Consider the following 15000-nt stretch of genomic DNA (forward strand, 5'->3'; position numbering starts at 1 on the left):
CTGCAAACAAAAAGGCATGGACGTAAAATCCATGCCTGAATTTTTAACTTGCTGTATTAATGTACCAATTTAACGCCGGTGCGCGCTTCAATATCTTTTTCGCCCTTGTCTACAAGGAAGGAAACTACGGCGTCGCCGGTGATGTTAACGCAGGTACGCGGCATATCAAGGATACGGTCGATACCGGCGATAAGGGCAGAGCCTTCAAGCGGCAGGCCAACGGCGGTTAAAATCATGGTAAGCATGATAAACCCTGCGCCCGGTACGCCTGCGGTGCCGATAGATGCCAGTGTGCCGGTAAGCACGATGGTAAGCATTTGGGCAGAGTTAAGGTCTACGCCGTAAAGCTGGGCAACAAACAAAGCGCATACGCCCTGGTAAACTGCGGTGCCGTCCATATTAATGGTTGCGCCGAGCGGCAGCACAAAGCTGGAAACTTCTTTGGAAACGCCCATTTTCTGCACGCAGGCAAGGTTTACAGGTAAAGTGCCGTTGGACGAGCAGCTGGTAAAAGCAAGCAGCTGCGCCGGTGCAAGGCCTTTAAAGAATTTAAGCGGGCTGAATTTGCCGATAACTTTCAGCATGCCGCCATATACAAATACAGCATGCAAAAAGCAGCCAAGGTAAACGGCAACGATAACTTTTAACAGCGGCAGCAGTACGGCCGGGCCGTTGGAAGCAACTACCGGGGTAATCAGGCCGAATACGCCAATGGGGGCAAAGTCCATAATAATGCCTACAATTTTGTAAGATACTTCGGCAAGGCCGTTGATGGTGTTTTTAAAAGTATCGGCAGGTTCGCCAACCATGGAAATGCCAAGGCCGAGGAACAGTGCAAAAACGATAATTTGCAGCATATCTGCCTTAAGCATGGATTCTATCGGGTTGGTGGGGAAAATATTAACAATAACCTGCATTAAAGGCGGTGCGTCTTTGGCGGAGGCAACAAGCCCTTCGGCGGGCAGGTTCATGCCTGCGCCCGGCTCAATTACACTGCCCAAAATAAGGCCCAGCACAATGGCAAAGGCTGTTGTTACAAGGTAGTAAATAACGGTTTTCATACCGATGCGGCGGATTTTTTTAATATCGCCCAGGCTGCACATGCCCATAACTAGTGAAGCAAAAACCATCGGCACGATTGTCATTTTAATCATGTTCATAAAAATAGCGCCGAAGGGGGCAATCCACGTTTTGGCAAATTCGGCCCCGTCTGCGCCAAGCAGCAGCCCGGCAACAACGCCAAGCACCAGTGCTGCCATAATTCTTGTTGATAACTTCATTATAAAGCCTCCTAAATATGTAAAAAATATATTATAACAAATTTGTATTATATCAAAAAAATAATAAAAAACAAAATTGTATACAATATTTTTGATAGAGGAAGCCAAAATAAAAAAAGCCGCCGGAGCGGCATTTTAATTTTGTTTGAAGCGGTGCAGCGATTTAATTGCAAGCATACTGCCAAACCAGGCTGTAACAATGCCGCCCAAAACATCAAGCGGGTAATGCACGCCGAGGTACAGGCGCGAAAAGGCAACCATTACAGCCAGCAGCATAATGGGCAGGCCGAAAAATTTGGGCAGCAGTTTATAATACACAAAGGCGCAGGCAAAGGCGGCGGTGGTGTGCCCGGAAGGAAAGGAGTAGCCCGAAGCGTGCGTAATGAGCGGAATAATCTGCGGCAGCACCTCAAACGGGCGCGGGCGCATAACGGCGTTTTTTAAAATAACGTTGCTGATAAACGTGCTTAACATAAGTGCGGCAATGGTGGTTATGCCTGCGGTGCGCGTTTTGGAATTAAGGGCAAGAAGAATGCCGGTAAAAATCCAAAACCAGCCCAAATCGCCCAAAAAGCTGATGCCGCGCCAGAAGCTGTGCAGCGGTTCATAACGCAAAGCATCCTGTATGTAAAGCAAAAGGCGTGTGTCAAGTTCTGCCAGGTAAGCCATCATTCTTCCTCCTTTCCGGCTGCGCCTTGTTTTTATTTTTCTTTATTATAAGTTTAACATATAGGGATTAAAATAAAATGAGAGGGGGGAGTTTTTTTCTTTTTTTGTTTTAATTCTTTGTAGTTATGTTATTATATTTTTATTTACGGCTTTATTCATGTAACTTTTTGAAAAGACCAAAAAGTTACCAAAAAGTCTCTGCTCCGCAAAAAACTTAACGGCTCAATATTAAATCAGTTTGCCACTTGCAGCGCCTGCGGAACTCGTTTGCTGCGCAAACTCAAACAGTCCTCGGCTATTGCTGCAAGTGCCTTGTTATTTAAAGTTTTCGCCTGTTTTTTGAAAGTCGCGCTCCGCCCAAATTCGTACGTTGCTAATTTTTTAGTTAGATAGTATTGTTGCCGTAAGTTTTTATCACTGTAATAATTGTAGTTTACATATATTTTTTATAATAAGCAATCGTAATGTATGATACAAAAACAAAGTATACTGAATTAAGCAGTTAAAAAGTACGGGTTAAGTGCAATCGCGGCATTAAAAATTTAGCGGTATTTACTGAAAGAAAATAAAATTTTCCCGGTGTTTGAGCGCAGCGAGTTCAGTGGAAAATTTTATTTTTTGCTAAAGTGCCGCGTTAAAAATTTTTTCAGCCGCAAAACTTTCTTGGTTCGTTCTTTGGTTACAAAGAATGAACATGAGTAATAAAGTAAATTAGAATGATAAACCTTTAATCAAAGATGAATTGTAAATAATGAAGATAACATAAAAAGTAAATTAGAAATAATAAAGTACAATTAAAGACAAAACGTAGATAAAAACTACAACCCTATGCTCAAAAATAAAAAACAAAATGCAGGTATTTTTTGCCTGCATATTGAATTATTACACGTTGAGTCTTACGGAAAGAGGTGAGATTATGCTTTTAGGTATAGATGTTGGCGGCACTTTTACGGATGCCGTTTTGGTAGATAACGGTGCTGTGCATGCGCAGGCCAAGCGCCCTACAACGCACGGCGAGGTGCTGCGCGGCATACTGGCGGCGCTGGATGCCGTTATGGACGGCGCGGACGCGGCAAAGATTGAGCGTGTGGTTATAAGCAGCACCATTGTTACCAATGCGCTTACGGAAGGCAAAACGCAGCCGGTATTTCTGGCAGTAATGACTGGCCCCGGCATGAACGTAAAGGGGTGTTTTCCGGTAGAACCTTATCTGGTAAGCGGCTATGTTGACCACCGCGGCAAAATTGCAGCGCGTAGTGAGTTTAACAAACACTACGGGCTTTTGGATAAACCTTCCGGCGTGCAGGCAGCGGCAGTAAGCGGCAAGTTTGCGGTGCGCAACCCCGAAAACGAATATGTGCTGGCGCACGAATTAAAAAAGAGCGGTTATAAAAAAGTATTTTTGGGTTCGGAACTCAGCGGCGAGCTGAATTTTATCCGCCGCACCAACAGTGCTTATTTTGCGGCGGCGGTAGATAAAACCTTTGAAGCCTTTGGCAAGCAGGTGGAATGGGCGCTGAAGGAGCGCAATATTACCGCGCCGGTGCAGATTTTAAAGGCTGACGGCGGCACGCTGCCTTTGGAGGCGGCGCTTAAACAGCCTGTTGAAGCGGTATTTACGGGCCCGGCGGCAAGCGTGCTGGGCATTGAAGCGCTCGGCGCGGCGCCGGAGGGCAAGTGCATTTCGCTTGATGTTGGCGGCACTACAACCGATATTGCCTTTTGGGATAACGGTGAGCCTCTTTTGGCGAAAAAAGGCGCAATGATTGGCAAATACCCGACAGCGGTGCGTTCTTTCCATATGCGCAGCGTGGGCATTGGCGGCGACAGCGCTATAACCAAACTGCCGCAGGGCTTTAAGGTTGGGCCGGAACGTGCAGGGCGCGCGGCAGCGTTAGGCGGCGCGGCGGCAACTTTGGCTGACGCGCTGATTGTGCTGGGGCTTGCTTCGTTTGGTGATGCCGGTGCTTCCTTTAAGGCTTTGGGCGCATTGTGCCACGAAGGCGAATCGCCTGAGATGGCGGCGCAGGCTGTTTTGGATGCGGCACTGGACGTTATTGAAAACGCCATTAAAGATATGCTGCACGAGTGGAGCATTCAGCCTGTTTACACGGTAAGCGATGTTTTAAGCGGCAGCGATTTTGTTCCGCAGCAGCTTGTAGGCGTCGGCGGCGGTGCGCCGGGGCTTATTCACGCGCTTGGCAGGCGCATGGGGCTGCCGGTTGTAATTCCGCCCGGCGGCATGGTGGCAAATGCCATCGGTGCGGCACTGGCAAGGCCGACAGTAGCGGCAAGCCTGCGCGCCGATACTACCGAAGGTTATTATTTAATTCCGGAAAGCGGCAAACGGGAACGCCTGCCCAAACGCTTTAACATGCAGGCGGCAGAAGAAATTTTAAGCGCCTGGCTGCACGAAAAAGCAGGCGGCTGGCAGATGGAAAGCAGCGAAACCGAAGTTATCAGCCGCGAATATTTCCGCACGGTGCACGGCTATTATGATACCGGCGAAATTATTTACCTGCGCATGCAGCTTAAACCCGGCATTTTGTATAAAATTACCGGCAGGGAGGTGGCATTTTGAAACAGGCAAATTTAGGACTGATATTTTTCCCGGCTTTTGACTGGATGATCAGTCCCGGGCACCCGGAGCGCCAGGAAAGGCTGTTATATACGCGCGACCAGCTGACGGAAGAAGGGCTGTTTGACCGTCCGGAAATACGTGAATACCGCCTGCGCATGGCGGAAATTAACGATTTGCAGCGCGCCCACGTTGGCGTGCCTTCAATAGCCAAACTTATTACGCCTGCACATCTTGCCTCTGCCGGAGGGTGCATGACGGCGGCCGACGCTGTAATGAGCGGCGAAGTTAAGCGCGCGTTTGCGCTTGTACGCCCGCCGGGACACCACGCCATGCGTATTGTGCATGGCATCCGCGGTTTTTGCACCATTAATATTGAAGCCGTAATGGTTGAATATTTGCGGAGCCGCTACGGCATTAAAAAAATTGCCGTTGTCGATACGGACGTACACCACGGCGACGGCAGCCAGGATATTTTTTACCACGACCCAAACGTGCTTTATATTTCGTTCCATCAGGACGGGCGCACGCTGTACCCGGGCACGGGCTTCCCGGATGAAGCAGGCAGCCCGGCGGCGTGGGGCTATAACATCAACCTGCCGCTTTTACCCGGCAGCGGCGATAAGGAAATACACCGCCTGTTTGACGGGCTGATAAAACCTATTCTTGACGATTTTGAACCGGAACTCATCATTAATTCTGCCGGGCAGGATAACCATTTCAGCGACCCGCTCGCTTCCATGAGCGTTACGGCGCACGGCTATGCGGCACTGGCAGATAAGTTAAAGGCGGATATTGCCGTTTTGGAAGGCGGCTATTCTATCGAAGCGGCGCTGCCCTATGTTAACACCGGCATAATTCTTGCCATGGCAGAGATGGATTACAGCAAGGTTATTGAGCCGGACATCAGCGCCCTGCGCAGGCCTGACCAGCGCTGCATGACGCGCGTGGAGCAGCTTATTGAGCAGGTGGGCAACATCTGGCGTACGCGCAGGGAAGTTGGCAGAATGCTGCTTGATAAATGCGGCGGCAAATGGCAGCGGCGCAAGGGAGTTTATTATGACGAAGAAGGCATCCGCGAGGAGCAGCTGGAAACGGCGCACTACTGCAAAAACTGCAGCGGTTATATAACTGTTGCCACTAATGCGCGCGGCACCCGTTACGGCGACCAGAGCGCTTATGTGGTATGCCTTTTGCGCGATACCTGTGAAAACTGTAAAAAAGCGGCTTATGATGACGCACTGCGCGCCAAACAAAGCTGTGAATATAAATATATTTTACTGCAGCACCCCGATACGGGCGTTGTGGAAACAATTTAACGGAAGATTGGAGTTTATAAAGTGAAAGAAATTGTAATAGCTACAAGCAACCCGGGCAAACTGGAAGAATTTAAGGAAATGTTAAAAGATATGGAGGTTGAACTGCATTATCTTGCCGAATGGCCAGGCATTGAAGCGCCGGAAGAAAACGGGCGTACTTTTGCCGCCAATGCGCGTATAAAAGCAACATACTACGCCAAGGCAACCGGCATGACCTGCATTGCCGACGACAGCGGGCTTGAAGTGCAGGCGCTGGACGGCGAACCTGGCGTGCGCAGCGCACGTTACGCCGGCGAAAAGGCAACCGACAAGGAAAACAACGATTTACTTTTGGCAAACATGAAATTGCAGGTTAAACGTACCTGCCGTTTCCGCTGCGCTTTGTGCGTGGCCGACGCCGCCGGCAAGGTGCTTGTGGAAACGGACGGCATCTGTGAAGGCATGCTGCTGCACGAGCCTTTGGGCAATAACGGCTTCGGGTATGACCCGCTCTTTTGGTCTACCGAGCTGCACATGGGCCTTGGCGAAGCAACGCCGGAAGAAAAAAATAAAATCAGCCACCGCGGCAAAGCCGTTAAAAAACTTATTGCCAACTGGAAGAAAATAAAATGAAAATAGGTTTAACCGGAGATACCCACGGAAGCATGCAGAACCTGCGCCGCGTTATTGCCGCCGCCCCGCCGGTGGAACAGTGGCTGCATACCGGCGATTATGCGCGTGACAGCCTGTACCTTAAAAGCCAGACCGGGCTAGAAGTAACGGCTGTGTGCGGCAACTGCGACGCGGGCGAAACGGATTTTAACGTAGACGAATTTTTATATTTGCATGGCTTTAACATCTGGCTGGCTCACGGGCACCGCTATCTGCACGGCGGCAGCCCGCAGGAACTGGTGTGGTGGGCGCACCGCCTGGAGGCGGATATTGTTGTTTTCGGCCATACGCATGTGCCGCTTGTAAAATGGTACGGCGATGTGCTTTTGGTGAACCCCGGCAGCCCTTCGCGCCCGCGCAGCATGGACGGGCCTACCTTTGGCGTGCTGACGCTTAACGAAGGTGAAAAACCGTCCGCAGAAATAATACGCCTTGCAAAGCCGTAAATTAAATGCTTGCTCTTTTAAAAACAAAGTGTATAATATAAATATATAGTATACACTAAATGAAAACAGAGGGGAGTAATTTGTTATGTCTTTTGTAGAAGATGCGTTGAAGTTTCATGCTGAACATAATGGCATGCTTGCGGTGGCAAGCAAGGTGCCGCTTAATAACCGCGAGGATTTGGCGCTGGCTTATACGCCGGGCGTTGCCGAACCCTGCAAAGCCATTAAGGAAAATAAAGAGCTTTCGTTTGAATATACCTGCCGCGGCAATACTGTTGCCATTGTAAGCGACGGCACGCGCGTGCTGGGGCTTGGCGATATAGGCCCGGAAGCGGCAATGCCTGTTATGGAAGGCAAGGCCGTGCTGTTTAAAACCTTTGGCGATGTTGACGCCATTCCTATCTGCATTGACACCAAAGACCCGGAAGAAATTATTGAAACGGTACGCCGTTTGCAGCCGACTTTTGCAGGCATTAACCTTGAAGATTTTTCTTCGCCGAAATGCTATGAAATTGAAGACCGCCTGCGCGAAATCTGCGACATTCCGGTATTCCACGACGACCAGCATGGCACCGCCATTGCGTGCCTTTCTGCCGTTATGGGCGCTTTGCGTTATGTAAAAAAAGATATTAAAGACGTTAAAGTTGTTGTAAACGGCTGCGGCGCTGCCGGTTCTGCCATTGGCAGGCTGTTTGTAAGCATGGGCTTTCCGAATGTAATTATGGTGGAACGTGTGGGCGCCTTGTATAAAGGCATTGATGCCAAACTGGATAAAATTCAGCGTTACCTTTCGGAGGTTACCAACCCGAACATGGAAAAGGGCACTCTGGCAGAAGTTGCCAAAGGTGCGGATATTCTTGTAGGCGTATCAGGCCCGAATCTGTTTACCAAAGAAATTATCGGCAGCATGGCGGATAAAGCCATTGTTTTTGGGCTTGCCAACCCTGTGCCGGAAACGAGCTACGAAGCCGCCATTGCAGCGGGTGCGGCAGTTGCCGGTACCGGACGCAGCGACAGCCCGAACCAGGTTAACAATGTAACGGTGTTCCCGGGCGTGTTCCGCGGCGCTATTGACGTGCGTGCAAGAGCTATTAACGAAGAAATGAAGGTTGCGGCGGTTTACGCCATTGCCAACCTTATTGACGAAAAAGACCTGCGCGCCGATTACGTTGTTCCGGACGCTTTTGACCCGCGCGTTGCGCCTGCCGTTGCCGCAGCGGTTGCCAAGGCCGCTATGGAAACCGGCGTAGCCCGTGTAAAAGTTGACCCTGAAGTTGTACGCGCCAATGCTTTAAAACGCATTGGCAGATAAGGAGCGGCCATGCGCGAATTAAATGTTAAAGAAATTACGGCAGCCGTTGCCAAACTGTGCTGCGATGCCTGCTACTATCTGCCGCAGGATTTGCTGGAAAAATTTAAAGCCTCCCGCGATACGGAAGAATCGCCGTTAGGCAGGGAGGTTTTGGAAACCATTATTGAAAATGCGGAACTTGCCGCACGTAAAGATGTGCCCCTGTGCCAGGATACCGGGCTTGCAGTGGTGTTTCTGGAAATAGGGCAGGAAGTGCATTTTACCGGCGGCGCGCTGGAAGAAGCCGTTAACGCCGGTGTGGCAGAAGGCTACACCAAGGGCTATCTGCGCAAGTCTTCCGTTGATGACCCGCTGTTTGAACGCAAAAATACGCAGGATAACACGCCCGCCATTATTCATACCCGCCTTGTGCCGGGAGATAAAGTGAAAATTACCGTAGCCCCCAAAGGCTGCGGCAGCGAAAACATGGGCGCTATGAAAATGTTAAAGCCTGCCGACGGAGTGCAGGGGGTAATTGATTTTGTGCTTGATACCGTGTGCAAAGCAGGCCCGAACCCCTGCCCGCCGGTAACGGTTGGCGTCGGTATCGGCGGCAATATGGAAAAATGCGCGCTTCTGGCCAAATATTCGCTGACGCGCCCCATCGGTGAGCACAACAGTGATGAACGCTATGCAAAGCTTGAAGAAGAACTTTTAGAGCGCATTAATAAAACCGGCATCGGCCCTGCGGGGCTTGGCGGCACAACCACTGCCGCTGCCGTAAATATCGAGTATGCACCGACGCATATCGGCGCGCTGCCGGTGGCTGTAAACCTTAACTGCCACGCTGCACGCCGTGCGTATGCCGTATTGTAAGGGGGCGCAGAAATGACGGACGCAAAAATTAAACACATTACCACGCCCTTAACGGCAGAAACCATAAAAGACCTGCACGCCGGTGACGTTGTGCGCATAACCGGCCCTGTTTACACAGCGCGCGACGCTGCGCACAAGCGTATGACGGAAGCAATGGCCGAAGGCAGGCCGCTGCCGTTTGATATTAAGGGGCAGGTTGTTTATTACGTTGGCCCTTCACCAACCAAACCGGGCGAAATTGTTGGCAGTGCCGGGCCGACCACCAGCGGGCGCATGGATAAATATACGCCGGCGCTGATTGCCGAAGGTATGCGCGGCATGATTGGCAAAGGCCTGCGCGGCAAAGAAGTTGTTGAAGCCTGCGTTAAATACGGCGCAGTGTATTTTGTAGCCGTCGGCGGTGCGGCGGCGGTAATTTCCCAGTCCATTAAAGGCGAAGAAATGATTGCCTATGAAGATTTGGGGCCGGAAGCCATCCGCCGTTACGAAGTGGAAGATTTTCCCGCGATTGTGTGCATAGATGCCGAAGGCAACGATTTTTACAAAGTAGGCATTGCCAAATACAGCAAGGAATAAACAGCATATTAAACAGTAAACCGGCTTTGGCCGGTTTTTGTTTTGCGTAAATTAAGCGCGCCAATAAAATGTTAATTTATTTACAATTTGCAGTAAAATTTGCTGCGCGCAGCATAAAGCGTAAACAAAGCTGCAAAAATTGTAAAATTTTGTTGACAATATCTTGCGATTGCTGTATTATAATTTCATCTTAACAAACACACTCTTATCGAGAGCGGTTGAGGGACAGGCCCAATGAAACCCGGCAACCAGGCTGTGCTATGGTGCTAACTCCTGATAGATGAGAGGAAAGTAAAGTATATGCTCTTTCCTCGGAAAGAGCTTTTTTATTGCTTTCGTTATTGCCAGTAAGTAGTGTGTAAAATTTAAAAGGAGAGATGTAAAGATGAAAAAAATCCTGTTAGTCCTTTGCTCCGTTTTGGTGCTGGCTCTTTTAATTGCCGGCTGCGGCGGCAGCGAAACCAAATCCGAAGGCGGCAAAACCGTGCTGAAAGTTGGCGCAACCCCGGTGCCTCATGCAGAACTTTTGAACTTTGTTAAACCGCAGCTTGCCAAAGAAGGTGTTGACCTGCAAATTATCGAGTTCAGCGATTATGTAAAACCGAACCTTTCTTTGAACGATAAAGAAATCGACGCTAACTTCTTCCAGCATATTCCTTATCTTGAAGAATTTGCCAAAGAACGCAACATGCCGCTTGTTACCTTAACCAAAGTGCATATCGAGCCTATGGGCATTTATTCCACAAAATACAAATCTCTTGACGAACTGCCGCAGGGCGCAAAAATTGCCATTCCTAATGACCCGACCAACGGCGGCCGTGCACTGATGCTTCTGCAAAGCGCCAACCTTTTAAAACTTAAAGACGGCGTAACCATTACCGCAACCCCCGGCGACATTGTAGACAACCCCAAAAACATTGAAATTGTGGAAATCGAAGCAGCTCTCCTGCCGCGTTCCATGAACGATGTTGATTATTCCGTAATCAACTCCAACTTTGCAATGGAAGCAAAACTGAACCCGGTTAAAGATTCCCTCTTTACCGAACCTAAAGAATCTCCGTATGCTAACGTAGTTGCAATCCGCAAAGGCGATGAAAACCGCCCCGAACTGCAAAAACTGGCTAAAGCCCTCACCAGCCCCGAAGTTAAAAAGTTCATTGAAGAAACCTACAAAGGCGCTGTTGTACCGGCATTCTAATAGCTGTTAAAACTTTAAAAGTTAATAAGTTAAACCGTACAATAAAAATCCCACGGAATTTTCCGTGGGATTTTTGCGTATATGGGATTTATTAATTTGCATCTTGGTTGTTTGTTTTGAACAGCAATGACAGGAGGCGTGCCGTTTGTGTAATCAGGTCTTTTTCGCTTTCCGTCCAGCTGTGCGGCATGCCAAGGGATACAAAGGTGAGTACGTATTCTGCTTTGCCGCCGCACATAATGGTTTTGCTTAAATAAGCCTTAACACCAAGCTCGTCTAATTTATCTTTATATACTTTTGGCAAAATGCCGGTGTTTCCGCACTGGTTTAAACCGTGGCTGTTAAAGCGTCTGGCAATGTCTTCCGGCGTGCATTTTAAAATATTTACAAAACCGTCGCTGCCGTTAAAATATTTTGCCACTATCGGCATATATTCGCCGCTGCGGCTGATATCTTTAATAAAGGCGCCGGAAATTTGTGCCATGCTGCAGCAAAGTTTTAAAAGTTTAACTGCGGCAGTTTTTTCGTCATGCTGCTCAATAATTTTAAGCGCCGTTTTAAAGTACAGGTCCATGGGTATCTGGGCATTTTCTATTTCGCTGTAATCAAGCAGCGTGCCATAGTTAAATTCGTTCTGGTCCGGCAAAAGCGGCGCTATGGAACAGATAAAATAATCATCAGGGCCGTCGGTTGCTGTAAACTGCCCGCGTTCCAACACCCAAATGGCGGTGCCGTCCTTACGCAGCAGGCGGTAGTTAATGGTGTAGGGCACTTCGCCGCAGTGCGCCGCCATAATGCGTTTTACTTTTGGCAGGTCGGCTGCATAAATCATATTTTTAATATCGCCGCCGGTGGCAATCAGCATTTCTGTCATACTTTTATAACCGGCCAGTTTGTACAAAGCTTTATTAATGTACACTGCCGGATAATTTTTTTGTGCCAGGCAGCATTTTAAACCGTTGGGTGTGTTGGCTGCAACGAATGAGGGCGTACCAGGTTTTTCCATTTGCAGTTCGTTTTTATAAAACTCGGTGCTGCCTTTGGCAACCGGGTATACTTCGCCCGGGTTAAGTTCGTTCCATGCCGCTGAGAAATGAAGATGTACTATTTTTAACCCGTCATTTTCTTTGCGGATAACAAAAGTAAAACGTGCTGTTTCATTAAGTAAAAGGCCGGTTTGCGGTTGGGACTTTATGCTGCATGCAACAAAAACAATGCAGAAGTCTTGGCTCTCAAACAATACCTGCGAGTGCATGTCTTCGATAATATTTTGCGGAATATCGTCAACGCGGCGGATAAAGGTATTAAAAACATCATTATAAGTAGGGTAAATTTCCTCTTTACCCCAGCCAATCCAACTGCTGCAGGTGTTGGAGAAAAATTGCAGAACTTTTTCGGTGCTGCCGTCTACAAAATAAGTAATTAAGGCCTGTTCTGCAAGTTTTATTGCTTCGCGGCTAAAATTATTTCTGGTAGTTTTATCCATTGTTCCGGTTCTCCGTTTCTGGGGTATATTTTAAGGAATAACCCTTACCGTGAATATTGGCAAGCTGAAGGTATGGCAAATCGTTAAGGCGCAGTTTATGTCGCAGCTTGCTGATATGTACGCTGACTACACGGCTTGTGTACTGCATGTTTTCGGTATCGTACAGCGCCAGGTAAAGTTCTTCCAGTGTTACTGTTGTGTTAAGCTTATTTACTAAAAGTATCAGCAGTTTAAATTCGGTCGCTGTCAGCGGAATAAATTCCCCGTCCAGCATGGCCTGATTATTTTGCGGGTAAATTTTAAGTTTGCCAAGCGTAATAATCTGTATTTTTTCCATGCCGGTATCAAGATTCAGCATCCTGATAAAATTAACAAGCCGGTAATAAAATTCGCGGCTGCCGCAGGGAAGGCGCAAAAACTGGGCTGCACCGTTTTTGAGTGCGCTGATGGCAACTTCCTCATCGGCTGATTTGCTGACGGCGAAAACTGCACAGGCAGGCGCAAGGCGCTTTATAAACTTCAGCGGCCCGATATTTGTATCGCTGCATTCTACAATAAACAGCGGCGTACGGTTTTCCATAAAAAAGTTCAGTGCTTCTTCGCTGCTGCACGTAATTTTAAAACGCAGCCCGCACAAAATGCTGTATGTAAATAAATTATCAAATATTTCTTTGTTATCTGCGATGGCAATAATGGTTTGCATATTACTGTACCTTTACAAAATTATCAATTTGTAATAATACGTTTTACTATATTTACTTATAGTTTAATACAAGGTTCACTAATTTGTAAATAATATAACGCCGTGAAAGTGCAAAGAAAAAATTTGCACTTTGGAAAATGAAATTATGATAAAATTAAAATGAATATAAATGTGTATATATACGGTTAAATGCGAATTAAAATGAAACAAAAACGTACTATAAGAAAGAGGAATTGCCATGGCTAAAAGACTTGTAAAAATTTTAACGGCACTTATTTTGGCAGGGACAATTAATGTTCCAATTGTTTATGCAGTTGATTATGGAATTAGTAATCCGCCGCCTCAGTATGGTACTAATGACCCGGGCGTACAGCTTAACCGCACGCGCGAATATATGGAACGCCAGCGCGTGGCTCGTCAGATTGCCGAAGACAGAGCCAAGCAGAGTGCCGAGGTTGAAGGCAGCGGGCAGGAACAGCAGCAGGCACCGGAAAATGCTGTTAAATTTGTATTGAACGATGTAAAAATAGATAAGAGCGAAGTACTTTCCGAAACGGAAATTAAAGAAATTACCGGCAAATATATTGGGCAGGAAGTTACACTGCAAAGCCTGTATGACATTGTAAACAGCATTAACGAACTGTACAGCGAAAAAGGCTATTTAACCTGCCGGGCTTATCTGCCGCCGCAAACCATTAAAAACGGCGTGGTGGAAATTAAAATTATTGAAGGCAAAACCGGCAACGTGCATATCAGCGGCAATGAAAGCACAAATGACGGTTATATTGCCGGGCGCATCGGGCTTGACCGCGGCAGCATAAGCAATATCAACGAGTTGAACGATGACCTTCTGCGTTTTAATGCTACCAACGATGTGCAGCTGCGCATTACCATGCACGCAGGCGCAGAACCCGGAACTACGGACTATGTAATATCGGCTTATGAGCCGCAGAAAAATTATATAAATGTATATGTCGACAACGCCGGCAGCGAATCGAGCGGCGAATGGCGCGAAGGCCTGTTCTGGACGGACCGCAGCTTAACAGGCAGCCGCGATATGCTGACAATGAGCGGCATGCGCAGCGATGGTACAAAATCGTTCAGCGCCATGTACACAGTGCCGTTAGGGCGCAGCGGAACCAAACTGGGCCTTACTTACAGCACTAACAGCGTAAAAATTACGGATGGCGAACTGGAAGATTTGGATATTAAAGGCCATTCCAACGCATACGGCGTTTCGCTTATTCAGCCACTGGTGGTTACGGATACCCTGCGTACGGAAGCAACTTTGGATTACGGCTACCAAAATTCGCAAACCGACTTTTTGGGCATACACTGGGTTGATGATACTGTAAAATCTTACACCGCAGGCTTCAGCATGACTAACTACGGTGCAAGCAGCATCATTTACCAAAAGCATAACTTCCGTATCGGCGACAGCGAAGATATCGCCGGTGAAAACGAAAACTTTTCAAAGTATTTTTTTAACGGCTTCTGGCAAAAGGCTTACAGGGCCGGGCAGATGTTAAGCGCAAGGCTTGATGCCCAGTGGAGCCCGGACGATTACCTTACAAGTGCCGAACAGTTTTATATCGGCGGCATGTACAGCGTACGCGGATATGAAGAAAGCTATCTTGGCGGCGACAGCGGTTACAGCGCCAGCCTGGAATACAGCGTACCGCTTGACAAAGCCAAAACAACATCGGCCTTTTGCTTTTTTGATTATGGTGCAGTTTACGGCGACAGCGCTTTTGACGACCATGTGCTGGCAGGCACCGGCATAGGCATTAAAAGCACAATCGACCGCAAAATATATACAAGTTTAACGCTCGGCATACCGCTGATGCGTGATATTAACGGAGATGAAGTAGATAAAACCCGCATACATTTTATGCTTAACGGTCAGTTTTAACAGGGGGACGGGCTT

Annotated in this window: 13 protein-coding genes and 1 riboswitch; of the genes, 9 read left to right on the plus strand and 4 right to left on the minus strand. The window is 48.0% G+C overall.

The genetic code is table 11. The features are described 5' to 3' along the window. Window positions 1-56: 56 nt before the first annotated feature. Together M3079_RS04555 and M3079_RS04560 are read right to left on the minus strand one after the other, a co-directional pair. On the minus strand, window positions 57-1280 hold the full coding sequence (locus M3079_RS04555) for a dicarboxylate/amino acid:cation symporter (RefSeq protein WP_249077517.1): 1224 nt from the start codon (window positions 1278-1280) through the stop codon (window positions 57-59). A gap of 135 nt (window positions 1281-1415) precedes the next feature. Further along, complete coding sequence (locus M3079_RS04560; RefSeq protein ID WP_249077519.1) at window positions 1416-1952, minus strand: phosphatase PAP2 family protein; 537 nt, start codon at window positions 1950-1952, stop codon at window positions 1416-1418. Between the two features lie 913 nt (window positions 1953-2865). Between M3079_RS04560 and M3079_RS04565 the strand changes: the two genes are divergently transcribed. The 8 genes from M3079_RS04565 (at window position 2866) to M3079_RS04600 (ending at window position 10884) form a co-directional block, all read left to right on the plus strand. Then, window positions 2866-4530 carry a hydantoinase/oxoprolinase family protein gene (locus M3079_RS04565; protein ID WP_249077521.1) on the plus strand — a complete coding sequence of 555 codons (1665 nt, stop codon included), beginning with the start codon at window positions 2866-2868 and terminating at the stop codon, window positions 4528-4530. Beyond that, a complete protein-coding gene (locus M3079_RS04570; protein ID WP_249077524.1) occupies window positions 4527-5846 on the plus strand; it encodes a histone deacetylase in 1320 nt (439 codons plus the stop codon). The genes M3079_RS04565 and M3079_RS04570 overlap by 4 nt, the downstream gene beginning before the upstream one ends. A 21-nt stretch (window positions 5847-5867) precedes the next feature. Beyond that, window positions 5868-6458: an RdgB/HAM1 family non-canonical purine NTP pyrophosphatase gene (rdgB, locus tag M3079_RS04575; RefSeq protein WP_249077526.1), complete on the plus strand. Its 591-nt coding sequence runs from the start codon at window positions 5868-5870 to the stop codon at window positions 6456-6458. Then, window positions 6455-6943 (plus strand): YfcE family phosphodiesterase, encoded by a 489-nt coding sequence (locus M3079_RS04580; protein WP_249077528.1) that lies wholly within the window; start codon window positions 6455-6457, stop codon window positions 6941-6943. The genes rdgB and M3079_RS04580 overlap by 4 nt, the downstream gene beginning before the upstream one ends. An 85-nt stretch (window positions 6944-7028) precedes the next feature. Then, window positions 7029-8255: an NADP-dependent malic enzyme gene (locus M3079_RS04585; RefSeq protein ID WP_249077530.1), complete on the plus strand. Its 1227-nt coding sequence runs from the start codon at window positions 7029-7031 to the stop codon at window positions 8253-8255. A 9-nt stretch (window positions 8256-8264) separates the two neighbouring features. Beyond that, window positions 8265-9110, plus strand: a complete 846-nt coding sequence (locus M3079_RS04590) for a fumarate hydratase (RefSeq protein ID WP_249077532.1) — start codon at window positions 8265-8267, stop codon at window positions 9108-9110. Between the two features lie 12 nt (window positions 9111-9122). Continuing rightward, entirely contained in the window at window positions 9123-9686 is a 564-nt protein-coding gene (locus M3079_RS04595; RefSeq protein ID WP_021716126.1) for a Fe-S-containing hydro-lyase, read from the plus strand. Between the two features lie 202 nt (window positions 9687-9888). Next, a riboswitch (SAM riboswitch) is annotated at window positions 9889-9973 on the plus strand. Between the two features lie 98 nt (window positions 9974-10071). Then, the gene (locus M3079_RS04600; protein ID WP_249077534.1) at window positions 10072-10884 is read left to right on the plus strand and encodes a MetQ/NlpA family ABC transporter substrate-binding protein; all 813 of its coding nucleotides are present in this window, start codon (window positions 10072-10074) and stop codon (window positions 10882-10884) included. A 91-nt stretch (window positions 10885-10975) separates the two neighbouring features. Here the strand turns inward: M3079_RS04600 and M3079_RS04605 are convergent, their stop codons facing one another. After that, on the minus strand, window positions 10976-12370 hold the full coding sequence (locus M3079_RS04605; RefSeq protein WP_249077536.1) for a PAS domain-containing protein: 1395 nt from the start codon (window positions 12368-12370) through the stop codon (window positions 10976-10978). Further along, window positions 12363-13073 carry a response regulator transcription factor gene (locus tag M3079_RS04610; RefSeq protein ID WP_249077538.1) on the minus strand — a complete coding sequence of 237 codons (711 nt, stop codon included), beginning with the start codon at window positions 13071-13073 and terminating at the stop codon, window positions 12363-12365. The genes M3079_RS04605 and M3079_RS04610 overlap by 8 nt, the downstream gene beginning before the upstream one ends. Window positions 13074-13311: 238 nt before the next feature. Here M3079_RS04610 and M3079_RS04615 point away from each other — a divergent pair, with 238 nt between their 5' ends. Beyond that, a complete protein-coding gene (locus M3079_RS04615; RefSeq protein WP_249077540.1) occupies window positions 13312-14985 on the plus strand; it encodes a ShlB/FhaC/HecB family hemolysin secretion/activation protein in 1674 nt (557 codons plus the stop codon). The last annotated feature ends 15 nt before the right edge of the window (window positions 14986-15000 follow it).

Origin of the sequence: Phascolarctobacterium sp. ET69, assembly GCF_023336935.1 — a bacterium.
GTDB lineage: Bacteria > Bacillota > Negativicutes > Acidaminococcales > Acidaminococcaceae > Fusicatenibacter_A > Fusicatenibacter_A intestinipullorum.